The organism is Arthrobacter sp. HY1533 (assembly GCF_027568515.1).
Classification (GTDB): Bacteria; Actinomycetota; Actinomycetes; order Actinomycetales; family Micrococcaceae; genus Specibacter.
The window spans coordinates 45,793-70,320 of record NZ_JANKZF010000004.1; the positions used below are offsets into that span (position 1 = coordinate 45,793).

The window sequence follows — 24,528 nt, forward strand, 5'->3', positions numbered from 1 at the left end:
GGGAGGGGAAGAGTTAGTCGCGCAGCCAGCCGGCCAGTTCGGCCGCCCAGTACGTCAGGATCATGTTGGCGCCGGCGCGCTTGATGCTCAGCACCGATTCCTCGATGGCGCCGCGTCGGTTGATCCAGCCGTTGGCGGCGGCGGCCTCGATCATGGCGTACTCGCCGGAGATTTGGTAGGCCGCAACGGGCACGGGGCTCATGGCGGCAACGTCGGCCAGGATGTCCAGGTAGCTCATGGCCGGCTTGACCATGACAATGTCAGCCCCTTCGGCCAGGTCCAGTTCCACCTCGTGCAGCGCCTCGCGGCGGTTGCCGGGGTCCATCTGGTACGTGCGGCGGTCGCCCTGCAGCTGCGAGTCCACGGCTTCGCGGAAGGGGCCGTAGAACGCGGAGGCGTACTTGGCGGCGTACGCCAGCACGGAAACATCTTCATATCCGGCGGCGTCCAGCGCCTCGCGGATCACGGCCACCTGGCCGTCCATCATGCCCGACGGCGCCACAACATGCGCGCCGGCCGACGCCTGGGCCACGGCCATTTTTGCGTAGACCGCCAAGGTGGCGTCATTGTCCACGTTGCCTGCGGCATCCAGCACACCGCAGTGCCCGTGGTCGGTGAACTCATCCAGGCAGAGGTCGCTCATGACCACCAGGGAGTCCCCGACCACGGCGCGGACGTCCCGGATGGCCTTGTTCAACACGCCAAACGGGTCCAGCCCGGCGGATCCCGTGGCGTCGCGTTCGGCGGGGATGCCGAACAGCATGATGCCGCCCAGTCCCAGGTCGCGGGCCTGGCGCGCGGCCGCCACGAGCGACGCCGTGGTGTGCTGCACGACGCCGGGCATGGACGTGATGGGCTTGGGCTCGCTGAGGTCCTCCCGGATGAACACCGGCAGGATCAAATCCTGCGGGGCCAGCCGGAACTCGCTCACCAGCTTGCGCATGGCGGCCGTGGTGCGCAGGCGGCGCGGGCGGTGCTGGGGGAAACTCATGGTGACTCCGTCTCTTGCAACTTGTGAAGTGTGGTGCGGGCCGCGGCCAGTGCTGCGACGATCCCCGCCGGCGTGGGCTGCTGCGCCGTCGCGGCAACCCGCAGGCCCAGCCGCTGTGCCTCGTCCCGGGTGGGCTGGCCGATGGCTACCACCAGGCAGCTGTCCGGCAGCGGCGCCATGGTTTCAGCCACCCGCCGCGCCGCGCTCCCCGAGGCAAGCACGACGGCGCCAATCGCCCCGGCGCGCATCTCCCCCGCCGCCTCGGCAGGGGTGATGACAGGGTGCCCCCGGTGGTCGAGCTTGTCCCCGTGGTCGAGCTTGTCCCGGTGGTCGAGCTTGTCCCGGTGGTCGAGCTTGTCGAGACCCGGAGACCTGCCCGCCAGCGTGGCAGTCAGTCGGCGCCCCTCGCGTGCAGGGTAGTCGACCGTCCGGTAGGCGGTGACGACTTCCGGAGTCCAGCCCTTGGCGGCGATGCCGTCCACGAGGGTGCGTTCGGCAAGGTCGGACTGCGGCAGCAGCACGCGGTCCGTGCCAGCTGCCGGATCGAACCCTGGCCACAGGGCCACGAGCCCGGCGGCCGATTGCAGGTCAGTTGGCGCCAGCACGGCGTCCACACCTTCGGCCGCCAGGACGGCAACCGAGGTGGGGCCTATCGTGGCCACGGACGTCGACGCTGGAATGAGCTGTGCAAGTGTTGTCCCGGCAGCCTGGCACCACTGTTTCATGGCCCGCACCGTGGTAATGGAGCTGACCACAAGCCAGCTGAACTCCCCCGCGGCCAGGCGCTGCATGGCGGCCCCCAGTCCCGAAGGATCGGCCGTTTCAAAGTCGATGAGCGGCACCAGGACCGGCTCGGCACCGGCGGCCTCGAGCGCGGCGAGCAGGCCGCCAGCCCGGTCAACACTCCTGGTCACGGCAACGCGCAAGCCCCACAGCGGTCCGGCGCCAGGAGCCGGCGTTTCCGTAGGCGACGTCAGGGAGGCCGAGGCCGCCCGCGGCCGATTGGCCGGAAAGTCGCCGAGGGAACGCCGGTCCTGGCGCGGCCCGCCACTGTCGGTCATTGCGCGGAGCCGGCCAGTTCCGCCAGGTCCGCTGCGCCGCCGGCGAGGAGTTCCTCGGCCAGCTCAATGCCCAGCAGGGTGGCGCCAACGGAGGTGAGGCCGTCGGTGGCCTTCTTCAGGCGCATGGTGCGGGCGCCGTCGAGCGATGCCACAACGGTTTCCAGGTAGAGCATGGAGCCCTTGCGGTGCGCGAAAGCACCCACGGGTGCGCTGCAGCCGGCTTCGAGGCGGGCCAGCAGGGCGCGTTCGGCGGTGACGGCCAGGCGCGTGTCCTGATCGTCAATGGCCGACAGCGACTGGCCTAGGACGCCCGTGAGCTGGGCGTCGTCGGTGCGGCATTCCAGCGCGAGTGCGCCCTGGCCGGGGGCCGGGAGCATGACGTCGGTGTCCAGGAATTCGGTGACGGTGTCCAGCCGGCCAATCCGGGACAGGCCGGCGGCGGCGAGCACCACGGCATCCAGGTCGGCCACCTTGCCCGGCTCCGGGTCCACCACGGCGTTGCCCGGCAGGCCGGGGACGCGGCCCAGCCGGGTGTCCACGTTGCCGCGGATGTCCACGATGTTCAGGTCGGAGCGGGCAGCCAGCAGCTGGGCTGCCCGGCGGGGGGAGCCCGTGCCCACGGTGGCGCCCATGGGCAGCTCCGAGAGCTTCAGGCCGTCCCGCGCGCAGAGGGCGTCGCGGGCGTCTTCGCGCACGGGCACGGCGGCCAGTGCAAGGCCCGGGACCGCTGCCGTGGGCAGGTCCTTGAGCGAGTGCACGGCAACGTCCACGCGCCCGTCCAGGACGGCGGCGCGCAGTTCGGCGGCGAACACCCCGGTGCCGCCCATTTGGGACAGCGGGCCGGTCAGGACGTCGCCGTCGGTCTTGATGGGGATGATCTCGGCTTCAAAGCCGCCGACGGCGCACAGCCGGTCGGTGATTTGCTGGGTCTGGCTCAGGGCCAGCTTGCTTCCGCGGGTTCCAATTTTCACACTTGCCATTGTTTCAGCCATGGAGACTAAGAACCACCTGCGGCCGCTGCGCCAACGGGATCGGCAACAAGGCCCACGGTGCTGCCGTGTTCGGCAATGGCGGGCTTGGCTCCGCGGAAGTTCTCCGAGCAGTTGGCGGGAGCGGTGTCGTACCAGGGTCCCAGCTCCGTCAGGGCCGGGCGCTTGGCGATGTGGTGCTCCACGGTCCGTTCGCAGATCAGGTCCACCAGGCCGGCCACAAACTTGGGGTGCGTTCCGGGGGTGGGCGCACGGTCAAAGGCCAGGCCCAACTCTGCGCAGGTCTGCGCGGCCTCGGTGTCCAGGTCCCAGACAACCTCCATGTGGTCGCTGACAAAGCCCAGCGGGACCACGACGATGCCCTTGGTGCCGGCCTCTGCCAGCTCCGCAATTGCGTCGTTGATGTCCGGTTCCAGCCACGGCACGTGCGGGGCGCCGGAGCGGGACTGGTACACGAGCGAGAAGTCGGTGCCCTCCACGGCGGAGGGGTCCACGGCGTCCATCACCACGCGGGCCACTGCCAGGTGCTGGGCCACATAGGCCGAGCCGCCCTCAAAGGTGCGCGGCTCGTCGGCGGAACGCCCGGCGGCCTCGGCGTCGCGGGTGGGGATGGAGTGGGTGGAGAACAGCACATGGACCGGCGCGTCGGGGGTGCCGGCGGCGGCGAGGGCTGCGCGGACGCGGGCCACAGACACGGCGGTGCCCTCGATGAAGGGTGCCACGAAGCCGGGGTGGTCAAAGTACTGGCGCACCTTGTCCACGGCCAGCTTGCCGTCCAGCTCCAGCGACGTCAGCGCCATGCCGATATCCTCGCGGTACTGGCGGTCGGAGGAGTAGCAGGAGTAGGCGCTCGTGGTGAGCATCAGGAGCCGGCGGTGGCCGGCGTCGTAGGCGCCCTGCAGGGTTTCCGGCATGTAGGGGTCCCAGTTGCGGTTGCCCCACAGCACGGGCAGCTCAATGCCGCGGGCGGCCAGCTCGGCCTCCAGGGCGGCCTTGAGCGCACGGTTCTGGGCATTGATGGGGCTGATGCCGCCGTTGGCGCGGTAGTGGTGGCTGACCTCTTCGAGGCGCTCGTCGGGGATGCCGCGGCCGCGTGTGACGTTGCGCAGGAAAGGGATCACGTCATCCTGGCCCTCGGGCCCGCCGAATGAGGCCAGCAGGATGGCGTCGTAGCTGGCCGGCTCGGCAACCAGGAGTGCGGCGTCCAGGGCCGGGCTCATCGGAGAACCTCGGCGACCTCGTCGGAGGAGACGCGGCGGCCTGTGTAGAAGGGGACTTCCTCGCGGACGTGCAGGCGCGCGTCGGAGTAGCGCAGGCTGCGCATCATGTCCACGAGGTCAATGAGGTCATCGGCCTCCAGTCCAAGCAGCCATTCCCAGTCGCCCAGGGCAAAGGCGGAGACCGTGTTGGCCTGGACCTGCGGGAATTCGCGGCCCAGCATGCCGTGTTCGCGCAGCATGCGGCTGCGGTCCTCGGCGGGCAGGATGTACCAGTCGTAGGAGCGCACGAACGGGTAGACGCAGACCCAGCCCTTGGGCTCGTTGGGGCCCATGTAGCTGGGGGCGTGGGACTTGGCGAACTCTGCCTCGCGGTGCACGCCCATGGCGGACCAGGCAATCTCGGTGGCGGCGAACAGTTCCGTGCGGCGGATGCTGCGCACGGCCTTCTGCAGGCCCTCGGCGTCGGCACCCACGAGCCACACCATGATGTCGGCGTCGTTGCGCATGGCGGAAACGTCATAGGCCCCGCGCAGCGTGATGCCCTCCGCCGCAAGCTCCCCGACGAGTGCGTCGAAGGCGGCCACGGCGGCGTCTGCGCCGGCGAAGGAGCCGGTGCGCTTGAAGACGGTCCAGAGCGTGAACGGCGTCTCGGCCGGAGTTTTAGTGACAGATTGTTCGTTTGTGTGGCTCATGCGTTCAAGTTTGCACCCAAGGACCCCGAAAGCTAAAACCGAAGTTCTCTACATGACGTAGAAAGTGCCGAACGTCACACCCGCCGGGCGGTGTCCACGGCAGCCCGAATGGCCCGCCGGGTACCGCCCACCACGGCCGCCAGGCCGTTGCCGCTGATCCAGCCGCCGGCCAGCACCAGGCCCGGCACCTCGCCCGCCAGGGCCTGGACCTTGGCAATTTTGCCCTGGTGGCCGACGGCGGCAAACGGCAGTGCGCCCGTCCACCGGACAACGTCGGAGCCCAGGAGATCCGCCTCGGTCACCTCAATGCCCAGCAGCGCGGAGGCGTCCGCGAGTGCCGTGGGCACCAGGTCCTCCTCGCGGAAGGAGCTCGGGGTGAGGCGGACGGCGTCGGCGGGGTTCCTGGCAGCGCGGCCGTAGGAAAGCCGCAGCACATGCGTTCCGGGGCCTGTGGCGTCTGCCAGCCACGCCCACTTGGCGGTGGCGTGCGTGAGGGCCTTGGCCTTGATGCCCGCCACGCCGGGGGCCACCAGCACGCCGGTGCCGCGGGGCGCGGAGTCCAGCTCGGGCACGTCGACCACCAGGGTGACCAGGCGGACGTCGGGCCCGGGGGCCGGGGCGAACGGCAGCAGCTGCGGCAGCTCCACACCCAGCAGCTTCACGGCGGTGGGCCCGTCGGTGGCGACCACCAGCAGGCCGGCGCCGTCGAATCCGCGCTCGGTGCCGTGCTCCCAGTCAACGATCCAGCGGGACGGGGCGCCGCCGTCGTACCGCTTTTCGGCGGGCGTCTCATCGATTTCGGTGTCGCCGCGGTAGACGGCCTTGATGCGGTGGCCCGCGTGCATGGAAACACCGGCCGCCTTCAGGTCCGCCACGAGGGCGGAAACAAGCGTGTGCATGCCTCCGGCCAGCCCGGCCACCGCCGAGCCTGGCTTGCTGCCGCCTGCACGCTGGGCGGCAACGGCGGCGGCGAGTGAGCCGTGCTCGCGGATGCCGGCACGCAGGCCGGGGGCCACCATGTCCACATCCAGGAGCTCGGCGTCGGCCGAGTGCACGCCGGCCACCACGGGGGCAACGAGCCGTTCCAGCACGCGCTTGCCCATGCGGGCGCGGACCAGATCGGCCACGCTGGAGACTGCCTCGGTGGTGCCGATGGTGGCCGGCATCTTGGCATCCAGCGCGGCGCGGAGCACGCCGGAGGCGCCCAGGGCAGCCCGGACCTCGGGGGCGTTGAGGTCCGAGGGGATGCCCAGCACGCCGGTGCGCGGCAGCGGGACGGGCCCCTCGGGCAGCCACACGGATGCGCCTGCCGGGTTGGGTTCCACAATTTTCTCCGCCAGGCCCAGCTCCGTGGCGAGGTCTGCCACGGCTGTGTTGCGGGTGGCAAATGATTCCGCGCCGGCATCCAGGAGTTCCCCGGCCACCTCGTGGCTGGCCACGCAGCCGCCCCACGTGGCCGCGGCCTCGTAGATGCTCACGGAGAAGCCGGCCGCCTGCAGGTCCCGGGCCGCGATGAGCCCGGCAATGCCGCCGCCCACCACCACGGCGTGGTTCGGTGCCGGGTGGCTCTTGGGCCGGTGTGCCTTGGCTGCGAGTCGGCGGTTTTCCATGGTGTCCCCTTGCGGCTTCTGGTGCTGGTGCTGAGCTTGTGGCGCGGAGCCCGTCCCCGGCCTAGGGCTGGATCGAGTGGACCAATTCCACAAGCCGGGTCAGGACGGCCGGATCAGTTTCCGGCGGCACGCCATGACCCAAGTTCACCACATGCGAAGGTGCTGCGGCGCCCGCAGCAAGGACGTCGCGGACGTGTTGCTCCAGGACCTCCCAGGGGGCGCTGAGCAGTGCCGGGTCAATGTTGCCCTGCAGCGGCACGGTGCCGCCCAGGCGGCGGTTGGCCTCGTCCAGCGGCAGCCGGTAGTCAACGCCCATGACGTCAACGCCCACGGCGTGCATGGCGCCCAGCAGTTCGCTGGTGCCGGTGCCGAAGTGGATCAGCGGCACGCCCAGGTCGCGGACGTGGTCCAGGGCACGGGACGACGCCGGGGCCACGTGTTCGGTGTAGTCGGCAAGGCCCAGCGACCCCGCCCAGGAGTCGAAGAGCTGGCCGGCACTGGCGCCCGCCTCGATTTGCGCGCGCAGGAACTTTCCGGAGGCGTCCGCCGCCCATTCCATGAGCCCGGCCCACAGCTCGGGCTGCGCGTGCATCATGGTGCGCGGGCCCAGGTGGTCGCGGGAAGGGCGGCCCTCCACCATGTAGGCGGCCACGGTGAACGGGGCGCCGGCGAAGCCGATGAGCGGGGTGCTGCCGAGCTCGGCCACGGTCAGGGCCACGGCCTCGCGGATGGGATCCAGTGCGGCATCCGTGAGTTCGGGCAGGGCCGCGATGTCAGCGGCGGTGCGAATGGGGTGATCCAGCACGGGGCCAACACCGGGGACGATGTCCACGCCCACCCCGGCCAGCTTGAGCGGGATGACGATGTCGGAGAAGAAGATGGCGGCGTCCACGTCGTGGCGGCGGACAGGCTGCAGCGTGATCTCGGCGGCCATGGCCGGCTTGAGGCAGGATTCGAGCATGGTGGTGCCGGTGCGCAGCTCACGGTACTCGGGCAGCGAACGGCCTGCCTGGCGCATGAACCAGACGGGCCGGCGGCTGGGCTTGCCGCCCCTGTAGGCGGTGATCAGGGGCGAGTTGGCGGTGCGGCCATCCATCAGGGGGTGGCTGGGGCTCAGTGTCATGGCACCACCATACATAGCCATTCTGGGCGCATTTTGTGCACAAGCTGTCACCGTAGGGAGGCGCAGCCAGCCGCCGGCGAGTGGCCAGCATCACAGCCTTTTGGTGACGGTTTGGGACTTCCTGTGAATAAACACCCAGCTTGGGGGTCTACCATGTTGGAATTGTGGTTGTCTTTTCTCTCGTTGCCTCGCACTCAGACCTTGATCTGGAAACCGTTGCCCGCCTCAGCGCAGGTGCCGCGGCCGTCAGTGCTGAGGTGGCGCGGGGCGGCACCGATGTTGCCGGCCTGGTGACACTGGCAACCTGCAACCGCTATGAGATCTACGCCCAGGCCCGCAGCGCCGACCATGTGGAGTCGGCCCGCAGCAGCATTGTTGCTGCCATCAGCTCGCACACAGGGCTGGCCGAGCCTGAAGTTTCCGCCGCACTGACCACCAATGTGGGCACTGCTGTCCCCCGCCACTTGTTCGCCGTCAGCACCGGCCTGGAATCGGCCGTTGTGGGCGAACGTGAAATTGCCGGGCAGGTCCGCCGGGCCCTCAGCGCAGCCCAGGAGGACGGCGTCACCACTCCCCCGCTGGTCCGCCTGTTCCAGGCCGCCGCCAAGACGGCCAAGGATGTGGGCGCACAGACCGCACTGGGCCGGCGCGGCATGTCGATTGTCTCCGTGGCACTGGACCTCGCCGCCGAACTCCAAGACCCTCTATCACCTCTGGACGGCGTGTCCCCCAACGCGCCATCACCTCTGGACGGCGTGTCCCCCAACGCGCCATCACCTCTGGACGGTGTGTCCCCCACCGCACCAAGTGCCGCAACCAGTCCGCTGGCAGGCAAGTCGGCGGTGCTGTTTGGCACCGGCGCCTACGCCGGGGCCGCCATGGCCCAGCTGGCCCAGCGCGGCTGCACCGACATTTCCGTCTACTCCGCCTCCGGGCGCGCCGAGACTTTCACCGCCTCGCGCGGCGGCACGGCCCTGGATGATGCCACGCTGCCCGGCGCCGTGGCCCGCGCCTCCCTGCTGGTGGGCTGCAGCGGCTCGGATCAGCGGCTGGGCCGTGCGGACCTGGCACAGATGCGCCACGAAAATTCCGGCCAGCTGACGGCCATTGACCTGGCCCTGACCCACGATTTTGCCCCCGACATTGCCGAGCTTCCCGGCGTCGAACTGCTGACCCTGGAGACCGTGCGTTTGGCCGCCCCGGCCGAGCAGGAGTCAACGCTGGCGGAGGCCGCGGCCATGGTTGCCGAGGCCACGCGGAAGTACGAGGACACCCAGAACGCCCGCGCCCTGGACCATGCCATTGTGGCGCTGCGCCGGCACACCATGTCCGTGCTGGACGACGAACTGGCCAAGGTCCGCAAGCAGCACGGCTGCTCTGCCGCCACGGCCGAAGTTGAGTTTGCCATGCGCCGCATGGTCAAGCAGCTGCTGCACGTTCCCACCGTGCGGGCCAAGGAGTTGGCCGCCGCCGGAGACGCCGACAGCTACGTTGCCGCACTTGATGTGTTGTACGGGCTGAAGGTCACCGCCGAGGCGATCGGCTCGGCAGTGGCGGCCGCAACACCGGACGACGCCGCCGAAGCCACCGCCTGATTTCAGCGCGGGGGCAGATGTTCGGATCCGAGCCCTGCCGGCAGCGATCGGATCTTAACAACTACCCCCGGGCGGCCAAAGACCGGCCTAGCCGAAGGCGTTGACGCCCGTAAGCTCCGCCGACAACTCCCACAGCCGCCGCGCCGAATCAGGATTGACGGCGTGCGCGTCAACCCCGGCAAAGCGGGCGAACTCCGATGCCGGATCGGTCGGGGCCGCAATGTCGCAATCCTCGCAGTACACCCCTCCCCTGCCGTCCAGCAGCGGTGACGTTGCCGCCCACACGGAAGTTGCGGCACCCTGCTCAGGGGTCTTGAAGCCCTCGCGCAGCTTCCCGGCCGAGTCCATCCAGCCGGCAGCGACCATTTCGTCCTGGGTCAGGTGACGCTGCAGCCCCGTCATGATGCCTCCCGGGTTCACGGCGAAGGCCCGCACCCCATGCTCGGCCCCGCGGGCGTCGAGCTCCACGGCAAAGAGGCTGTTGGCCGTCTTCGCCTGCCCGTACGCCTCCCACTTGTCGTAGCCCTTGGTGAACTGCGGGTCGTCAAAGTGGATGTCAGAGCGCTTGTGCCCTGTTGAGGACAACGCCACCACGCGCGCACCGCCGTCGGCCAGCAGCGGCCAGAGCTCGTTGGCCAGGGTGTAGTGGCCCAGGTGGTTGGTGGCGAACTGCGCCTCCCAGCCCGCCCCCACCCGGGTCTCCGGGCAGGCCATGATGGCGGCATTGTTGATCAGGATGTCCAGCCGCCGCCCCGAACCCAGGTATTCGGCGGCGAATTTCTTGACGCTTGACTGGTCTCCCAGGTCCATGCCGAATACGGCCACCCCGCCCAGGTCCGCCGCATCCAGCACGCCGCGGGCATGGTCCAAGCGCCGGGCCGGGACGCTGACGTCCACACCGGCGGCAGCCAGGGCGCGCACGGTTTCCAGGCCCAGGCCCGAGTATCCGCCGGTCACAATGGCACCGCAGCCGGCCAGGTTCATGCCCTCCACCACCTCCGCGGCCGACGTGGAGTGGCCAAACCCGGAAGGGATGGGCTGCTGTGGCGTGTGCTGAATGTCCATCCGGCTCATGGCATGCCTCTTCACTTCAGTGCCGGCCCCTCACGGGCGCAAGGAAGCCCTGCTGCGCAATTTACTCCTGTGCACCGCTTTTGTCGCGGGCATTCCAGGCATCAATTCCACCTTCAAGATGCACGACGTCGGCAAAACCGGCCGCGCGCAGGCTCGCCAGCGCCTGGGCCGAGCGGGCGCCGGACTTGCAGTGCAGGATCAGCGGCACCCCCTGCGGCAGCTGTTCCAGCGCCGATCCGTCGCGGATGCCGGCCACCGGGATGAGCACCGAGCCGGGGATCCGGGAAATCTCAAACTCCACCGGTTCGCGCACGTCCACCAGCGCAAAGTTGTCCTCGCCCTTGTCCCGGCTGGCCAGGCGGGTGGCGAGCTGCGCGGCGGTGATGAGCTCGCCGTCGTTCCTTGCGGCCGGGAGCAGGCCGCAGAAGACCTCGTAGTCGACCAACCCCGTGATGGGCGGCGCCGCGGGGTCCTTGCTGATGCGGATCTCGCGCCAGCGGGAGGTGAGGGCGTCAAAGACCAGCAGGCGGCCCAGCAGGGACTGGCCAACGCCGGTGATGAGCTTGACGGCCTCGGTGACCATCATGGCGCCGATGGAGGCACACAGCATGCCGAACACCCCGCCCTCGGCACAGGAAGGCACCGTGCCGGGGGCCGGCGGTTCGGGGTAGAGGTCGCGGTAGTTGGGCCCGAACTTGTCCCAAAAGACGCTGACCTGGCCGTCGAAGCGCAGGATCGAACCCCATACATAGGGCTTGCCCAGGATGGCGGCGGCGTCGTTGACCAGGTAGCGGGTGGCAAAGTTGTCGGCCCCGTCCAGGATGATGTCGTAGCCCTCAAACAGCTCCAGGGCGTTGGAGGAGTCCAGCCGGACGTTGTGCAGCACCACGTTGACGCCGGGGTTCAGTTCCATGATGGAATCCCGGGCCGATTCCAGCTTGGTGCGGCCAAGATCGCCCACGCCGTGGATGACCTGGCGCTGCAGGTTGCTCAGCTCCACGGTGTCGTCGTCAATGATGCCCAGCGTGCCCACGCCGGCGGCGGCCAGGTACAGCAGCGCCGGGGAACCGAGGCCGCCGGCGCCAATCACCAGCACCCGTGCGTTGCGCAGCCGGCGCTGCCCCTCCAGGCCAATTTCGGGGATGAGGGCGTGGCGCGAATAGCGTTCCAGCTCCTCCGCAGCCAGTGGTGGGCCGGGCTCCACGAGTGGCGGCAATGACTGCGGCGCGGCGGCCTTCAGGGGCTGGATCAGGGAAACCATACTGACAAATCTAGGGCGTGCCCGCCCCAGTGGCCAGCCCGGCCGTAACAGCCCAACACCAAGCCCCTGCATGTGAGAAAGGTCTCACTGCGAGCTGGTGGGCGCCGGGCCGCTGTTTGTCCGGGCATTGGCGGGGAAGGCGCACCCAGACACGCAAATGCTGCCACTTTGCCTGAACTAACTGACGTATTTTCAGCCCTGGCCGCACGTTAGTTCTGATTTTGCCGTGACTTGGGCCATTTGCAAGAATTTTGTGCGGCGTGCACTGCCTGTGCGCGCCGGAGGGCCACGGCAGGGACTATCAACGGAAAACGGGAGCAACATGATTTCAGTTGACCGGATCAGCAAGAGCTACGGCTCGGGGGACAAGGCTGTCCGCGCCCTGGACGATGTCTCCCTGCACGTCGCCAAGGGCGAGATCTTCGGCGTCGTGGGCCAAAGCGGTGCCGGAAAGAGCACCCTGATCAGGACCATCAACTCCCTGGAACGGCCCGACAGCGGCACCGTCACCGTGGACGGCCAGGACATCAGCCGCCTGCAGGGCGCCGGGCTGCGCTCGGCACGCCACAACATCGGCATGATTTTCCAGCACTTCAACCTGCTCAGCAGCCGGACGGTCCAGTCCAACGTGGAACTCTCACTCGAGATCACCGGCATGGAGCGCAGTGCCCGACGGCGGCGCGTCGCCGAAATCCTGGAACTCGTCGGTTTGGAGGGCAAGGCCGCGGCCTACCCCTCTCAGCTGTCCGGCGGCCAAAAGCAGCGCGTGGGCATAGCCCGCGCGCTGGCGTCCAAGCCCTCTGTGCTGCTCAGCGATGAGGCCACGTCCGCTCTGGACCCCGAGACCACGCGGCAGATCCTGGATCTCATCCGCCAGCTCAGCCGGGAGTTGGGCCTGACCGTCATGCTGATCACCCATGAGATGGATGTGGTGAAGAGCATCTGCGATTCCGCCGCCGTCATGAGCCAGGGCCGGATCCTGGAACAGGGCTCGGTCGAGGGCCTGCTGACCACCGAGAAGTCCCTGCTGGGGCAGGCGCTGTTCCCGCTCGGCGAGATCCCCAACAACGGCCACACCATCATTGAGATCACTTTCAACGGCGTCACTGCCGACCGCCCCGTCATCGCACAGCTGGCCCGGACACACGGCATCGATGTGGGCATCCTCGGTGCTGCCATCGAGACCATCCACGGGCACCAAACGGGCAGGACGCGGCTTGAACTGCCCGGCGCCCCGGAAACCGTCGCCGCAGCCATCGCCGACCTGCGCAGCCAGGGACTTTTTGTGGAGGTAATCGGATGCTAGACCGCAATGACCCGTCCTTCTGGACCGACCTGTTCGACACCGTCTTGCAGGGCGCAGGCGAAACGTTGTACACCGTGGGCTTCAGCCTGCTGTTCACAGTGATCTTTGGCCTTGCCGCCGGGGTGGTGCTGGTGACTACGGAAGCCGGCGGCCTGCTTGCCAAGCCGTTCGGCAGCCGCGCTCTGGGCATCACCATCAACAGGGTGCTGGACCTGCTGGTCAATGTGGGCCGCTCCATCCCCTTCATCATCCTGATGATCCTGTTGATTCCCTTCACGCGCATGCTGGTGGGTTCCTTCATCGGCGCCACTGCAGCCATTGTGCCGCTGACCATTGCCGGCATTCCGTTCTTTGCCCGGTTGGTGGAAATCGGCATCCGTGAAGTGCCGGTGGGACTCATCGAGGCCGCCGAATCGCTGGGCGCCACGCGCTGGACCATCCTTTCCAAGGTCATGGTGGCCGAGGCGGTTCCCGCCATTGCCCTGGGCCTGTCCACCACGATTGTGGGGCTCATTGGCTATTCGGCCATGGTCGGCGCCGTGGGCGGTGGCGGCCTGGGCGATGTGGCCTTCCGCTACGGATACCAGCGCTACAGCCCCGAATACATGTTTGCCGTGGTCATCATCTTGATCCTGCTCGTCCAGCTGTTCCAGTCCCTGGGCAGCCTTGCCGCCCGGCGCCTCTCGCACCGCTAGGCCCCCTACCCCACCCGCGCATGCCGGCCAGAACCTGCCCATGCCGACACCCCCAACGAAGGAACCACCATGCTCCGTTCCACCATGCTCAAGGCCGTCGCCGTCGGCGTAGCCGCCGTCTTCTCCCTCACCGCCTGTGGCGCGGGCTCGGACTCGTCCTCCGCCGCCGACACCATCAAGGTGGGGGCCCTGGCCGTCCCTGCCGGCGACATGCTCAAGCACGTGTCCAAGGAGCTCGCCCCGAAGGAGGGGCTGAACGTCGAGTACAAGGAGTTCAGCGACTACAACACCCCCAACGCGGCCCTCAGCGACGGCGACATCGACGCCAACCTGTTCCAGAACACCACCTTCATGGAGACCTACAACAAGGCCTCCGGAAAGGACCTGGTCAGCGTCGGCAAGGTGTACCTGCCCCCGATGGCCCTCTACTCCAACAAGACGGCCACGCTCGCCGAGCTGCCCGAGGGCGCCTCCATCGCGATCCCCAACGACCCCACCAATGAAGGCCGCGCCTTGCTGCTGTTGGCATCCAAGGGCCTGATCGAGGTCAAGGAGAACCCCATCACGCTCAAGGACATCACGGCCAACCCCAAGAACTTCAAGTTCACGGAAATTGAGAACGCCAGCCTCCCGCAGGCCCTCAACGACAAGGACGCAGCGATCGTCACCCTGGCGTTTGCACTGCCGGCGGGGCTGAGCTCTGACAAGCAGCTCCTGGTGGAGGCCGAGGACAGCCCCTTCTACAATGTGCTCGCCGTTCGGGCGGACATGAAGGATGATCCCCGCGTGCAGAAGCTCTTCAAGCTGCTCACCTCGCAAGACATGAAGGACTTCATCCAGGCCGAGTTCAAGGGCCTGGTCATCCCCGCATCCTAGTTGCTTCGCACCAAACCTTGGCTTGGTTCAGGGGGCCTTCCCGTGCGGCGGCCCCCTGAACTGTCTGGTGGACCAGCTGCACAATTGCAGCGATGTCCACGCGGGAGCCCGCAGGCGGACTACTGGCCGGTAGAATGCTACAAATGCACCGTGCGCCAGCAATGGGCATCTTAGAAGAGAGGCATCCGTCATGACTTTGGATCCCGCAGCCAAGGAACGCCCGGCGCAACGCACCCAGCCCAGCCGAATGCCGCGCGACGAACGCCGCGCCCAGCTGCTGGCCTCCGCCCTCGAGGTGTTTGTCAACCACGGCTACCACGGTGCCGCCATGGATGAGATCGCCGAGACGGCCAAGGTCAGCAAGCCCGTCCTGTACCAGCACTTCCCCAGCAAGCGTGAGCTGTACCTGGCCCTGCTGGACAGCCACCTGGAATCCCTGACCGCCATGCTCGTGGCCGCCCTGGGATCGACCACCGACAACAAACTGCGCGTGCAGGCCACCATGAAGGCCTATTTCCTCTTCATGGCCAACGACGACCAGGCCCACCGGCTCGTGTTTGAATCCGACCTGGTCAACGACCCCGAGGTTGCCGCGCGGCTGGAGAAGTTCAACGCAAATTACTCCGACGCCATTGGCCAGGTCATCGCCGAGGACACCAAGCTGCCCCCCGTGGAGGCAACGCTGCTGGGCCGGGCCCTGGCCGGCATGGCCCAGGTCAGCGCCCGCTACTGGCTCGAGGCCAACGGCGACCTGGACATCGATGTGGCCAGCGACCTGGTCTACCGTTTAGCTTGGCGCGGAATCAGCCGCTTCCCCAAGGAATCCTGACGGGCCTGCCCCTAGAGTGGTCTGTACATACTTCCAATAGCAGCATGCATCGAGGAGACACCTGTGGAAATCAAGATCGGCATCCAGAACGTCAGCCGTGAAATTGTGCTCGAATCCGACCAGACGTCCGACGACGTCGCCGCCCTGGTCTCGGAGGCGCTGGCCAAGGGCACCGAGCTGCGTCTTAAAGACGAAAAGGGACGCGTCGTGATTGTTCCCGGCAACGCCCTGGGATACGTTGAGCTGGGCGGCGAGAAGGCCCGCAGCGTCGGCTTCGCCGCACTCTAGCCACAACCCCCGCGCGGGCGCACCGCGCCACCACCCCTACGGAAGAGACGGTTGACGTTTTCATGGTTGCACTGGTCATTATTGCCCTGACTGCCGGCGCGTTTGGCGCCCTTGCCTGGGCCGCTGACAAGCACCGCTCCACCTTCGGTGCAGTGCTTCCCGCCGGGGCAGCTGTTGCCGCCTCGCTCGTTGTCTGGATGATCACCATGGCCGTGGGCCTGGGCAATGACGGCGCGACGGCATGGATTCCGTGGATCCTCTCCATCGTTGTGGGCGGCGCCGCGGCGTGGGCCACGGCCGGTTTTGTGGGCCGCGCCCGCCACGCGCAGCAGGTGGAGCGGACCAACCAGATCCTGCAAATGCACTAAATGCACCTTTGGCGGCAACCGCCAAGGCTGATGCGCCGGACCACCCGTGGTCCGGCGCATCAGCTGTTTAAGCCCTAGGCGTCGCGGCCCTCCTCGGTGCAGATGCACAGCCTGTTCCCTTGGACATCCGTGGCCACCACGAAACGCGGCGCCGCGAAGTCCGCCAGCGATGCCCCCGTGGCCTCCAAAGCAGCCAGGATCCCCGCGCTCCTTGAGTAAGGCACTGTCACATCCAGGTGGAAGCGGTTCACATTGGGGGTGGCGGTTTCCTGGAACCATATCGAGGGGCCCCGGCCGAACGGGTCAACCAATGCGCCGTCGGCTGCCACCTTGTAGCCCAGCGCGTCCCTCCATGTGCCCGCAATGGCCCCGGGGTCGTCGGTGTCAATCGCGATTTCCACTGTGCGCAGCAGCTCCGGGCGCACCACGGCACCGGTCCCGGCGGCGGCCGCGGAGATGGCCCCCGCCAAGGCCGTGTCACGGGCGGTGACTTTGGAGCCGGCGTCGTGCGAGGAAAGCGTCACAAACAAGTGGTCGTAGCGCCAGTCCACGTCGGGGTGGTGGTTGGCTTTCTGCGCCAGCTCTCCGATCGCGGCGAACAAGTCCAGGGCCGCGGCCGACGTCGGGCACTTCAGGGCCGTGCGCAGCGCACCGAGGCCGAAGGTCCAGTCCGGCAGCGCCGCCAGTTCCGTGTCAATCTGGGCTCTGGTCAAAACGTCGTTCGCAGCCATGGCAGGCTCCTTCGGGTTTTCGTCTACAGGTCGGGGCGTCCGTCCATCGCCGAGGATGCCAGTGCGTGGGCACGCTTGGGGATGCGGCCGCCCTGTGCTGCCAGTCTGCCACCGATCACGGCGTGTTTGAATGCCTCGGCCATGACCAGCGGGTTCTGTGCGCGGGTCACGGCGGTGGCCAGCAGCACGGCGTCGCAGCCCAGCTCCATGGCCAGGGCGGCGTCGGAGGCGGTGCCGATGCCGGCGTCGAGCACCACGGGGACAGAGGCGCGGGAGACGATCAGCTCAATGTTGTGTGGGTTCAGGATGCCCAGCCCGGTGCCGATGGGGGCGCCCAGCGGCATGACGGCCGCGGCCCCCAGCTGCTCAAGGCGCAGGGCCATGACGGGGTCGTCGTTCGTGTAGGCGAAGACCTTGAACCCGCGGTTCACGAGCTGTTCGGTGGCGTCCGCCAGCTCAAGGGCGTCGGGCAGCAGGGTGTGCTCGTCGGCGATGACCTCAAGCTTCACCCAGTCGGTTTCCAGCGCTTCGCGGGCCAGTTCGGCTGTCATCACTGCCTCCCGGGCCGTGAAGCAGCCGGCCGTGTTGGGCAGGATGCGGATGTTGTTCTCCAGCAGCAGCTTGAACAGGTTGGTGCCGCCGCCGGCAGCCTCGTCCACGGAATAGCGGCGCATGGCCACGGTGGTCAGTTCGGTGCCGGAGGCGATGAGTGCGGCGCCCAGGCCGGCCAGGCTGGGTGCGCCGCCGGTGCCCATGATGAGCCGGGAGTTCAGGGCCACGCCGTCAATGACCAGTGCGTCGTTGCGGGTCAGGGTTTCAGTCATGGTGTTCGCTTTCGAAGAAGGTGCGCGGGTTTCGGGGACGGTCACATCAGCCGCCCTGGACGGCGGTGACAATTTCCAGTTCGTCGTTGTGTTCCACGGCGGTGGCGTGCCATTGGCTGCGGGGCACGATGTCCTGGTTGCGGGCCACGGCCACACCCAGCCTGCCGCCGTCGGCCGCCAGCCCCGAGGCGAGCAGGGCCCGGCCGGTCATGGCCGTGACGAGCTGGGCCACGGTGGTTCCGGCGGCAAATGCCTGGGCGGCACCGTTGATGTGGATGGTGTTCATGGTTTTTCCTGCTCGCTGGGGCCGGCGGGTGCCGGGTGGAGGGTGGGTGAAAAGCGGTCGGGGCGGAAGCGTTCCCAGGCCAGGTCGGTGATGCCGCCCAGCAGCTGCCGGCAAACCGTGGCGGCGATGGCGGTCAGGAGTACGCCGTGCCGGAAGAAGCCGGTGGCGATGATGAGCCCGGGGATGTCCCTGCCGTCAGATCCGGCCACGCGCCCCAGCAGCGGGGCGTTGTCAGGCGTTCCGGGCCGGGCCCGGGCGGTGCATTCGAGCAGTTCCAGCTCCGCCACGGCCGGCAGCAGAACGGCGGCGTCGCGCAGCAGCTGGTGCACTCCCCCTGCGCTGACGCCCGGGTTGCCGTCCTCCCGGCTCGTGGCGCCAATGACCACGGTGCCGTCGTTGCGCGGCACAATGTAGACCGGCAGCCCGCGCACCAAGCCACGGATGGTGTTGGTGGCCAGCGGCTTCAGGTGTTCGGGCACGCGCAGGCGCAGGATGTCGCCGTGGACGGGACGCAGCGGAAGTTTCAGGCCCGCGGGCAAGCCGGCAAGCCCCGGCGCCCCGAGCCCGTTGGCCACAACAACCTCGCGGGCACGGATCTCGCGTCCGTCGGCGAGCACCACGCCGGCAACCCGCCGTGCGCGCGCAACCCCACCCGCGCCGTCGCCTGCCTGGGCGGGGCCCTCGCCTGCCTGGGCAGGGCCCTGGTCCCACAGCAGGCCGGCGGCCTCCTGCCCGATGAAGACGTCCACGTCCTGGCCGCGTGCGGCGGCCACCTCGGCCAGCCGGGTGCGGAGGGCGGCGGCTGTTCCGCGGGGGTCCACCTGGTGGTCGGCCGCAATGCGGAAGGCCGCGGAAATGTTGGGTGCAACGAGCGGCTCCGCTGCGCGGGCTTCGCGGATGCTGAGCACCTCCACGTCCAGGCCGTGCTCCAGCTGCACGTCCCGAAGATCGGCCAGGGCGCGCCGGTCTGCGGCGTCGGCACCCAACACGAGAGTCGGCGTCGTGCTGAATCCCGTGTCAGGAAGGCCGGGCGCCATGAGGGGTGCGATGAAGTCCGGCCAGAGCGCGGCGGAGGCGAGCGTCAGTTCCAGGAGGTCTTCCTCCTGGTAGTGGAGTTCGCTGACGGGGGCCAGCATGCCCGCGGCGGCGAACGTTGCGCCGGTGGCGGGGGCGGGGTCAATGACAGTGACGGAGCGGCCGGAGCGCTGGGCCTCCCAGGCAATGCCGAGGCCCACGATGCCGCCGCCGATGACGGCCACGTCGGTGTCAAAATTTCCAGGCACAAAGGGTGCCACAGTGCTCTCCTTCCCTACGCCGGCATGACCCGGATCAGGTTCTTGCGCCCGTGGAGGGCGCATGTCGGTCGGCGCATTCGGCGCCCTCTCAGCCAGCTTCACTGGCTCCCGCGGTACTGCACTAGTCTATGAGACATGTTCAGCTCTTCTGCCATCCATGACGTCCCCGCCGCTTCCACGACACCCCCGATTGCCGACGCACGGCTCTATTTGTGCACGGATTCGCGGGCCAAACAGGGCGATTTCGCCGATTTTTTGCGCGCGGCCTATGCCGGCGGTGTGGACATCATCCAGCTCCGTGACAAGTCGCTTGAGGCGGCCGCCGAGCTTGAACTGCTGGAAGTGTTGCGTTCTGTTGCGCAGGAGTTTGGCAAGTTGTGGGCCGTCAACGACAGGGCCGACATTGCCGCCTTGGGCGGGGCTCCGGTGTTCCATGTTGGCCAAAAGGACTTGCCCCTGCCCGCTGCCCGCTCGCTCCTGGGCCCGGCCGTTTCCATGGGGCTTTCCAGCCACGATCCGGCCCAAATCTCGGCCGCCGCGGCCCACCCCGACGCCGACTACTTCTGTGTTGGCCCGCTGTGGGCCACCCCCACCAAGCCGGGCCGGGCCGCCGTCGGGCTTGGCATGGTGGAGCACGCCGCCTCGCTGGGCACCACCAAGCCGTGGTTTGCCATTGGCGGGGTGGACTTGTCCAATGTTGACCAGGTGGTCGACGCCGGGGCGTCCCGGATTGTTGTGGTCCGCGCCATCACGGAGGCGCCGGATCCGACGGCGGCCGCCCGGGAACTGCTCTGCCGGCTGCCTGAGCTGGGGTAGCGTTCGCGGACGGCCGCCAGGGACCTGCCGGGGTGGGAGCCGCTAGGCTGCCACCCCGACGGGGGCCTTCACGGTCCCGGATGCGGCCACCATGTCGGTGAACTCCGCCTCGATGACGGGGTTTTTCCTGTACGTGAGCCTGGAAACCACCACGGCCACGAGCAGGTTCAGGATGAAGGCCGGCACGATCTCGTACATGGCGTCGTGCAGCACGGGGGTCTTGCCCCAGACAAACACTGTCGCGGTGGCCACGACCATGCCGGCCAGCGCGCCCTGGGTGGTGAGCTTGCGCCAGTAAAGGCTCAGCAGCACCAGCGGGCCGAATGCGGCGCCGAAGCCGGCCCAGGCAAAGGACACGAGCACCAGGATGCTCGAATCCCGGTCCAGGGCAATCACGGCGGCAATGACGGCAACCACCAGAACGCCCAGCCGGCCAAGGACCACCTGCTGCTTGGGGGTGCTGTCCCGTCCCGCAATGTTGTACAGGTCCTCAACGAGGGCCGAGGAGCACACGATGAGCTGCGAGGAAATGGTGGACATGATCGCTGCCAGCACGGCGGCGAGCACCAGCCCTGCAACGAACGGGTGGAAGAAGATCTGGCTGAGCTTCAGGAACACGGTTTCCGGGTCCGCCAGGGCCTCGGGGCTGTCGGCAAAGTAGGCAATGCCGATGAGTGCGGTGCAGACGGCACCGGCGGCGGTCAGGACCATCCAGGCAATGCCGATCCGGCGGCCGGCCTTGGCATCCTGCGGGGAGCGCAGGGCCATGAAGCGCACAATGATGTGGGGCTGGCCGAAGTAGCCAAGGCCCCAGGCCGCTGTGGAGAAGATGCCCACGATCCAGACCATGCTGTTGCCCTCGCCAAAGCCGCGGAACAAGTTCAAGGTGTCGGGGTCAAGGCCCTGCAGCCGGGTCACGGTTGCGCCGATGCCGCCGGTCTGGACCACGGCGATGACGGGGACCACCACCAGGGCTGCAAGCATGAGCAGGCCCTGGGCCACGTCGGTCAAGGTGGCGCCTAGGAAGCCGCCAAAGAGTGTGTAGGCCAGGGTGACAACTGTGACAAGGCCCATGCCCAGCAGGTAGGACCAGCCGAAGGAGCCTTCAAAGAACTTTCCGGCGGCCACCATGCCCGAGGACACGTAGAACGTGAAGAACACCAGGATCACGGCGGAGGCGCCAATGCGCAAAAGGTGCGAATTGTCCTTGAGCCGCTTCTCAAAGAAGCTCGGCACGGTGATCGCGTTCTGCGCAATCTCCGTGTAGGCGCGCAGTCGCGGGGCCACGAACTTCCAGTTCAGCCACGCGCCCACAGTGAGGCCGATCGCGATCCAGGCCTCGACCAGGCCGGTCAGGTAGATCGCACCCGGCAGGCCCATCAACAGCCAGCCGGACATGTCGGAGGCGCCGGCCGAGAGCGCGGCTACGCCGGGCTTGAGGTCGCGCCCGGCCAACATGTAGTCGTCCAGGTCGTCGGTTTTTTTGTAGGCAAAATAGCCAATGGCCAGCATCCCGGTCAGATAGACGGCGATGGCAAGCAGTTGGTAAACATGGTCATACACGTGCAATTCCTTTGCGTTCAGTGACACTTCATCGGATCATGAATGACACCCTTGAGCGGGTGCGTCGTCGCAGCGAAATACGCGCCAATCCATAAACAAGTCGATCAACGATACCAAGAACCGGCTTAGTCCCCCTGATCGGCGGCATTGCCGAGGGCCGCAGCCTCCAGCGTTGCGCGGTGCTGTGCCCATTGTTCCGGCGTCCGGCCGGGGATGTTGGGGTCTTGAGCCCCGTTGCCCACGGCGCCGTCAATGAGCTCGCGGATGATGTCCGCGTGCCCGGCGTGCCGTGCCGTTTCAACGCACATGTGCACCAGGATTTGGTGGAGCGTCACGTGCCGCCGCTCCTGCGGCCACCACGGGACTTCGCCTGCGGCGTCCAGCGGCAGCGCCTCGATGGTTGCATCGCTGTGTGCGGCGGAGAATTCGTGGAGTTCAACGATGTCCGCCCGGCTCTCCCCAGGCCCCGCCCACATGTCGGCATCCAGCGGGGCATCATCGGCCAGCCATGGCAGCTCCCTGCCGCTGGGCCGGCCGAAGACCTCCCCAAAGTAGCCCAGTTCCACGCTGCTGACGTGCTTCACCAGGCCCAGCAGGTTGGTGCCGGTGGGCGTCATGGGGCGGCGGGCGTCGTACTCGCCCAGGCCGTCGAGCTTGCCCAGCAGGTCAGCCCTCCTTGCGCGCAGGTGCTTCAGAAGGTCAGCTTTTTCATCCATGCCGCCCACTATTCACCATGGTGCCCGGCTGCGCCATGCGCCGCGCGCAGTGGGGGCAGGCCTGCCATGGCGCCCAGCATGGAGAGGTGCGAGTCAAAGAGCGCGGCCGGTTCGCTGAAGGTCGAGGGGCCGTATTGTCCAAACACCTCAAAGTTCACGGCACCAAAGAGTGCTGCCCAGGCCAGGACTCCGCGGGCCACGGCTGCGTCAGGGGCTTGAAGCCCCATTGCCTCCCGGATGGCGGCAAAGTCTCCGTGCAGGGCTGCCGGGATGTCGCCCGGTCCGGGCTCCCGCAGCTTTCCGGCGCGGTGGGCGTCGTCCAGGAGCCGTGCCAGCCGGACAATGACCCGGGTGCCGGGTCCCGTGGTCTGCTCCGCCGGAGCCTCGTAGCCGGGAACGGGCGAGCCAAAGAGCAGGCCGTAGCGCGCCGGCTCTGCAAGGGCCCACTCGCGGACGGCGCGGCCCAGGGCCTGGAACTGGGCCGCGGGGTCGTCCTCGGCAGCCTGGCCTACTTGCAAGTCCACGGCGTCACCCAAGGCGTTGTAGCCGTCCACCACAAGGAGCGTGAGGAGTTCGTCGCGGTTCTTGACGTACCTGTAGACGGCGGAGGAAACGACGCCGAGGTCGCGCGCGACTGCCCGCAGGGACAATCCCGCGGCGCCGTGGATGGCGAGGTGGCTGCGTCCAATGCGGACAATTTCCACCATGGTCTGCTCCCTGGCGCGTGCGCGCGGTGTCTGCGTCATGACCCCAGTCTTGGCCAGATCGAGATCACCGTCAACTTAAGTGAGCAGTGCTCTTGACAGTGCGTTGGCGAAGGTCAATAGTTAACGCGAGAGCACTGCTCTCAATTTTCACTTGACGCCACAACCTCGAATCGAGAACACCATGAACACGCTCAAAATTGTCACCGGGGCAGGGCCGGTGGGCTGGACCGTCGCCACGCAGCTGGCGGACGCCGGGCACCAGGTCCGGGTGCTGACCCGCTCGGGAACGGGGCCGGAGCATCCGCTGGTTGAACTCCGTCGCGTGGATGCCGGCAGCCGGGAGGAGCTGGCGCCGGCCATGGCAGGTGCAGATGCGATCTTCCACTGCATCCATGGCTCGAGCTACGACGCCGCCGTGTGGCGCCGGGAACTACCCAGGGCCGAGGAGGTGGTTCTCGAGGCTGCGGGCCAGGCGGGCGCTGTCGCAGTTTTCCCTGAAAGCCTGTACTCCTACAGCAACCCGGAGCTGCCCATGCTCGAATCGAGCGTCCGCCTGGCCGGGGGCGGAAAGCGCGGGGTTCGCCGGGAGCTGCTGGCCGCCCGGGCCGCTTCGGCAACGCCAACCGTCAGCGTCGTGGCCTCTGATTTCTTTGGGCCCCGGGTTCGTTTTGCCCATGCCGGCGAGCGGATGGTGCCGCGGCTGCTCGCCGGGAAGCGAGTCATGGTGGTGGGCAGCGCCGGGCAGCCGCATTCGTTCACGTACGTTCCAGACCTCGCGGCAGCCATGATCCGCGCGGCGGAACTGCCCTCCGCCAACAACAGGGTGCTGCATGCGCCCACCGGCCCTGCCCTGACGCAGCGCGAGCTGGCGAGAGCCCTGGCCGCGGCCGCCGGGGAACCGGCGCCGAAGGTGGCCGCCATTCCGGGCTGGACCATGCGCCTGGGCGGCGTCTTCTCCCGGCAGATGCGTGAGCTTGCCGAGACCCTGTACCAGTTCCAGGCCCCGTTCGTCATGGATTCGGCGGCCAGCCAGGAAGTTCTGGGCCTGGCACCCACGCCCCTTGATGTGGCAGCACGGGAAACCGTGAACTGGTGGCGGAAGCAGGCCGTGCTAGCTGCCTGATTCGACAGTCATGGCCACCTTGCGCAACAGGGCAGCCAGCTGGGCCTGCTCCCGCGCCGTAAGCGCGGACAGCATCTCACGGTCCCGCTCCAGAAAGCGCGGGAACTCGCGGTCCACAAACGCCCGGCCGTGCTCCGTGAGCCGCATCAGCACCACCCTGCCGTCGTGCTCCCAGGGCAGGCGCTCGATGAGCCCCCGCCTGGCCAGCCGGTCGGCATTCTTGGTCGTGGAGGCGCCGCTGAGCATGGTTGCGGCAGTGACTTCACTGGCCCGCACGGGGCCGCCGCTGCGTGCCAGCGTGCAGAGCACATCGAATTCCGCGCGTGTCAGGCCCTCGGGCGCCAGGTGGCGTTCCGTTCGCTGGTTGGCCAGCGCGCCGATCCGCACTATCCGCCCCATGACCTCAATGCTGGCCACGTCAAGCTCCGGCCGGGCCTGAGCCCACCCCTGCCGCGCCTGGTCAACGAAGTCTTCTGCCTGTGCGCCCAT

The 24,528-nt window shown here is 68.0% G+C and carries 26 protein-coding genes; 9 read left to right on the top strand and 17 right to left on the bottom strand.

Annotation, left to right across the window (positions count from 1 at the left end):
- Positions 1 to 13 precede the first annotated feature (13 nt).
- The 7 genes from hemB to hemE all read right to left on the bottom strand — a co-directional run bounded on the left by hemB (position 14) and on the right by hemE (position 7,686).
- Positions 14 to 991 carry a porphobilinogen synthase gene (gene hemB, locus PCK14_RS04610; RefSeq protein WP_269937299.1) on the bottom strand — a complete coding sequence of 326 codons (978 nt, stop codon included), beginning with the start codon at positions 989 to 991 and terminating at the stop codon, positions 14 to 16.
- The gene (locus PCK14_RS04615; RefSeq protein ID WP_269937300.1) at positions 988 to 1,905 is read right to left on the bottom strand and encodes a uroporphyrinogen-III synthase; all 918 of its coding nucleotides are present in this window, start codon (positions 1,903 to 1,905) and stop codon (positions 988 to 990) included. Before PCK14_RS04615 ends, hemB begins: the two co-directional genes overlap by 4 nt.
- 143 nt (positions 1,906 to 2,048) lie before the next feature.
- Complete coding sequence (gene hemC, locus PCK14_RS04620; RefSeq protein WP_269937301.1) at positions 2,049 to 3,032, bottom strand: hydroxymethylbilane synthase; 984 nt, start codon at positions 3,030 to 3,032, stop codon at positions 2,049 to 2,051.
- Between the two features lie 17 nt (positions 3,033 to 3,049).
- Positions 3,050 to 4,261, bottom strand: coding sequence for a ferrochelatase (locus PCK14_RS04625; protein ID WP_269937302.1), 1,212 nt, complete (start codon positions 4,259 to 4,261; stop codon positions 3,050 to 3,052).
- Entirely contained in the window at positions 4,258 to 4,953 is a 696-nt protein-coding gene (gene hemQ / locus PCK14_RS04630; RefSeq protein ID WP_269937303.1) for a hydrogen peroxide-dependent heme synthase, read from the bottom strand. The genes PCK14_RS04625 and hemQ overlap by 4 nt, the downstream gene beginning before the upstream one ends.
- 74 nt (positions 4,954 to 5,027) lie before the next feature.
- Positions 5,028 to 6,563: a protoporphyrinogen/coproporphyrinogen oxidase gene (locus PCK14_RS04635; RefSeq protein ID WP_269937304.1), complete on the bottom strand. Its 1,536-nt coding sequence runs from the start codon at positions 6,561 to 6,563 to the stop codon at positions 5,028 to 5,030.
- A gap of 61 nt (positions 6,564 to 6,624) precedes the next feature.
- The gene (gene hemE / locus PCK14_RS04640) at positions 6,625 to 7,686 is read right to left on the bottom strand and encodes a uroporphyrinogen decarboxylase (protein ID WP_269937305.1); all 1,062 of its coding nucleotides are present in this window, start codon (positions 7,684 to 7,686) and stop codon (positions 6,625 to 6,627) included.
- Between the two features lie 164 nt (positions 7,687 to 7,850).
- Here hemE and PCK14_RS04645 point away from each other — a divergent pair, with 164 nt between their 5' ends.
- Positions 7,851 to 9,281: a glutamyl-tRNA reductase gene (locus PCK14_RS04645; RefSeq protein WP_269937306.1), complete on the top strand. Its 1,431-nt coding sequence runs from the start codon at positions 7,851 to 7,853 to the stop codon at positions 9,279 to 9,281.
- Between the two features lie 87 nt (positions 9,282 to 9,368).
- On the opposite strand, the gene PCK14_RS04650 is transcribed toward PCK14_RS04645, so the two are convergent.
- Both PCK14_RS04650 and moeB read right to left on the bottom strand, forming a co-directional pair.
- Positions 9,369 to 10,355 carry an SDR family NAD(P)-dependent oxidoreductase gene (locus PCK14_RS04650; RefSeq protein WP_269937307.1) on the bottom strand — a complete coding sequence of 329 codons (987 nt, stop codon included), beginning with the start codon at positions 10,353 to 10,355 and terminating at the stop codon, positions 9,369 to 9,371.
- Between the two features lie 61 nt (positions 10,356 to 10,416).
- Positions 10,417 to 11,616, bottom strand: coding sequence for a molybdopterin-synthase adenylyltransferase MoeB (gene moeB / locus PCK14_RS04655; RefSeq protein ID WP_269937308.1), 1,200 nt, complete (start codon positions 11,614 to 11,616; stop codon positions 10,417 to 10,419).
- Positions 11,617 to 11,938: 322 nt separating this feature from the next.
- Between moeB and PCK14_RS04660 the strand changes: the two genes are divergently transcribed.
- The 6 genes from PCK14_RS04660 to PCK14_RS04685 all read left to right on the top strand — a co-directional run bounded on the left by PCK14_RS04660 (position 11,939) and on the right by PCK14_RS04685 (position 15,978).
- Entirely contained in the window at positions 11,939 to 12,922 is a 984-nt protein-coding gene (locus PCK14_RS04660) for a methionine ABC transporter ATP-binding protein (protein ID WP_269937309.1), read from the top strand.
- Positions 12,916 to 13,617 carry a methionine ABC transporter permease gene (locus PCK14_RS04665; protein WP_269937310.1) on the top strand — a complete coding sequence of 234 codons (702 nt, stop codon included), beginning with the start codon at positions 12,916 to 12,918 and terminating at the stop codon, positions 13,615 to 13,617. Before PCK14_RS04660 ends, PCK14_RS04665 begins: the two co-directional genes overlap by 7 nt.
- A gap of 69 nt (positions 13,618 to 13,686) precedes the next feature.
- Complete coding sequence (locus tag PCK14_RS04670) at positions 13,687 to 14,493, top strand: MetQ/NlpA family ABC transporter substrate-binding protein (RefSeq protein WP_269937311.1); 807 nt, start codon at positions 13,687 to 13,689, stop codon at positions 14,491 to 14,493.
- Between the two features lie 190 nt (positions 14,494 to 14,683).
- Positions 14,684 to 15,322: a TetR/AcrR family transcriptional regulator gene (locus PCK14_RS04675; protein WP_269937312.1), complete on the top strand. Its 639-nt coding sequence runs from the start codon at positions 14,684 to 14,686 to the stop codon at positions 15,320 to 15,322.
- A gap of 63 nt (positions 15,323 to 15,385) precedes the next feature.
- Complete coding sequence (locus PCK14_RS04680; protein ID WP_269937313.1) at positions 15,386 to 15,610, top strand: DUF3107 domain-containing protein; 225 nt, start codon at positions 15,386 to 15,388, stop codon at positions 15,608 to 15,610.
- Positions 15,611 to 15,672: 62 nt separating this feature from the next.
- On the top strand, positions 15,673 to 15,978 hold the full coding sequence (locus PCK14_RS04685; RefSeq protein ID WP_269937314.1) for a hypothetical protein: 306 nt from the start codon (positions 15,673 to 15,675) through the stop codon (positions 15,976 to 15,978).
- Positions 15,979 to 16,052: 74 nt separating this feature from the next.
- On the opposite strand, the gene PCK14_RS04690 is transcribed toward PCK14_RS04685, so the two are convergent.
- Genes PCK14_RS04690 through PCK14_RS04705 form a run of 4 tightly spaced genes read right to left on the bottom strand, consistent with a single transcriptional unit; the run spans position 16,053 to position 19,114 of the window.
- A complete protein-coding gene (locus tag PCK14_RS04690; protein ID WP_269937315.1) occupies positions 16,053 to 16,709 on the bottom strand; it encodes a 4a-hydroxytetrahydrobiopterin dehydratase in 657 nt (218 codons plus the stop codon).
- Positions 16,710 to 16,732: 23 nt separating this feature from the next.
- Complete coding sequence (locus PCK14_RS04695) at positions 16,733 to 17,533, bottom strand: thiazole synthase (protein ID WP_269937316.1); 801 nt, start codon at positions 17,531 to 17,533, stop codon at positions 16,733 to 16,735.
- A gap of 46 nt (positions 17,534 to 17,579) precedes the next feature.
- Positions 17,580 to 17,819 carry a sulfur carrier protein ThiS gene (thiS, locus tag PCK14_RS04700; protein WP_269937317.1) on the bottom strand — a complete coding sequence of 80 codons (240 nt, stop codon included), beginning with the start codon at positions 17,817 to 17,819 and terminating at the stop codon, positions 17,580 to 17,582.
- Entirely contained in the window at positions 17,816 to 19,114 is a 1,299-nt protein-coding gene (locus PCK14_RS04705) for an FAD-dependent oxidoreductase (protein ID WP_269937318.1), read from the bottom strand. Before PCK14_RS04705 ends, thiS begins: the two co-directional genes overlap by 4 nt.
- A gap of 135 nt (positions 19,115 to 19,249) precedes the next feature.
- Between PCK14_RS04705 and thiE the strand changes: the two genes are divergently transcribed.
- Positions 19,250 to 19,930: a thiamine phosphate synthase gene (thiE, locus tag PCK14_RS04710; RefSeq protein WP_269937319.1), complete on the top strand. Its 681-nt coding sequence runs from the start codon at positions 19,250 to 19,252 to the stop codon at positions 19,928 to 19,930.
- A gap of 42 nt (positions 19,931 to 19,972) precedes the next feature.
- On the opposite strand, the gene putP is transcribed toward thiE, so the two are convergent.
- From putP to PCK14_RS04725, 3 genes are all read right to left on the bottom strand, one after another.
- A complete protein-coding gene (putP, locus tag PCK14_RS04715) occupies positions 19,973 to 21,493 on the bottom strand; it encodes a sodium/proline symporter PutP (RefSeq protein ID WP_269937320.1) in 1,521 nt (506 codons plus the stop codon).
- A gap of 125 nt (positions 21,494 to 21,618) precedes the next feature.
- On the bottom strand, positions 21,619 to 22,209 hold the full coding sequence (locus PCK14_RS04720; RefSeq protein WP_269937321.1) for a DinB family protein: 591 nt from the start codon (positions 22,207 to 22,209) through the stop codon (positions 21,619 to 21,621).
- Between the two features lie 8 nt (positions 22,210 to 22,217).
- Complete coding sequence (locus PCK14_RS04725) at positions 22,218 to 22,955, bottom strand: TetR/AcrR family transcriptional regulator (protein ID WP_269937322.1); 738 nt, start codon at positions 22,953 to 22,955, stop codon at positions 22,218 to 22,220.
- A gap of 142 nt (positions 22,956 to 23,097) precedes the next feature.
- Between PCK14_RS04725 and PCK14_RS04730 the strand changes: the two genes are divergently transcribed.
- Positions 23,098 to 24,039 carry an NAD-dependent epimerase/dehydratase family protein gene (locus tag PCK14_RS04730; RefSeq protein ID WP_269937323.1) on the top strand — a complete coding sequence of 314 codons (942 nt, stop codon included), beginning with the start codon at positions 23,098 to 23,100 and terminating at the stop codon, positions 24,037 to 24,039.
- Here the strand turns inward: PCK14_RS04730 and PCK14_RS04735 are convergent.
- Positions 24,028 to 24,528 (bottom strand): MarR family winged helix-turn-helix transcriptional regulator, encoded by a 501-nt coding sequence (locus PCK14_RS04735; RefSeq protein ID WP_269937324.1) that lies wholly within the window; start codon positions 24,526 to 24,528, stop codon positions 24,028 to 24,030. The two genes, PCK14_RS04730 and PCK14_RS04735, sit on opposite strands and share 12 nt — an antisense overlap.

Excerpts from the sequence above, each read along its gene's own strand:
- hemB (WP_269937299.1), bottom strand. The coding sequence starts at position 991 with ATGAGTTTCCCCCAGCACCGCCCGCGCCGCCTGCGCACCACGGCCGCC.
- hemC (WP_269937301.1), bottom strand. The coding sequence starts at position 3,032 with ATGGCAAGTGTGAAAATTGGAACCCGCGGAAGCAAGCTGGCCCTGAGC.
- PCK14_RS04625 (WP_269937302.1), bottom strand. The coding sequence starts at position 4,261 with ATGAGCCCGGCCCTGGACGCCGCACTCCTGGTTGCCGAGCCGGCCAGC.
- hemQ (WP_269937303.1), bottom strand. The coding sequence starts at position 4,953 with ATGAGCCACACAAACGAACAATCTGTCACTAAAACTCCGGCCGAGACG.
- PCK14_RS04635 (WP_269937304.1), bottom strand. The coding sequence starts at position 6,563 with ATGGAAAACCGCCGACTCGCAGCCAAGGCACACCGGCCCAAGAGCCAC.
- hemE (WP_269937305.1), bottom strand. The coding sequence starts at position 7,686 with ATGACACTGAGCCCCAGCCACCCCCTGATGGATGGCCGCACCGCCAAC.
- PCK14_RS04650 (WP_269937307.1), bottom strand. The coding sequence starts at position 10,355 with ATGAGCCGGATGGACATTCAGCACACGCCACAGCAGCCCATCCCTTCC.
- moeB (WP_269937308.1), bottom strand. The coding sequence starts at position 11,616 with ATGGTTTCCCTGATCCAGCCCCTGAAGGCCGCCGCGCCGCAGTCATTG.
- PCK14_RS04660 (WP_269937309.1), top strand. The coding sequence starts at position 11,939 with ATGATTTCAGTTGACCGGATCAGCAAGAGCTACGGCTCGGGGGACAAG.
- PCK14_RS04665 (WP_269937310.1), top strand. The coding sequence starts at position 12,916 with ATGCTAGACCGCAATGACCCGTCCTTCTGGACCGACCTGTTCGACACC.
- PCK14_RS04670 (WP_269937311.1), top strand. The coding sequence starts at position 13,687 with ATGCTCCGTTCCACCATGCTCAAGGCCGTCGCCGTCGGCGTAGCCGCC.
- PCK14_RS04675 (WP_269937312.1), top strand. The coding sequence starts at position 14,684 with ATGACTTTGGATCCCGCAGCCAAGGAACGCCCGGCGCAACGCACCCAG.
- PCK14_RS04685 (WP_269937314.1), top strand. The coding sequence starts at position 15,673 with ATGGTTGCACTGGTCATTATTGCCCTGACTGCCGGCGCGTTTGGCGCC.
- PCK14_RS04690 (WP_269937315.1), bottom strand. The coding sequence starts at position 16,709 with ATGGCTGCGAACGACGTTTTGACCAGAGCCCAGATTGACACGGAACTG.
- PCK14_RS04695 (WP_269937316.1), bottom strand. The coding sequence starts at position 17,533 with ATGACTGAAACCCTGACCCGCAACGACGCACTGGTCATTGACGGCGTG.
- thiS (WP_269937317.1), bottom strand. The coding sequence starts at position 17,819 with ATGAACACCATCCACATCAACGGTGCCGCCCAGGCATTTGCCGCCGGA.
- thiE (WP_269937319.1), top strand. The coding sequence starts at position 19,250 with ATGTTCAGCTCTTCTGCCATCCATGACGTCCCCGCCGCTTCCACGACA.
- PCK14_RS04720 (WP_269937321.1), bottom strand. The coding sequence starts at position 22,209 with ATGGATGAAAAAGCTGACCTTCTGAAGCACCTGCGCGCAAGGAGGGCT.
- PCK14_RS04725 (WP_269937322.1), bottom strand. The coding sequence starts at position 22,955 with ATGACGCAGACACCGCGCGCACGCGCCAGGGAGCAGACCATGGTGGAA.
- PCK14_RS04730 (WP_269937323.1), top strand. The coding sequence starts at position 23,098 with ATGAACACGCTCAAAATTGTCACCGGGGCAGGGCCGGTGGGCTGGACC.
- PCK14_RS04735 (WP_269937324.1), bottom strand. The coding sequence starts at position 24,528 with ATGGGCGCACAGGCAGAAGACTTCGTTGACCAGGCGCGGCAGGGGTGG.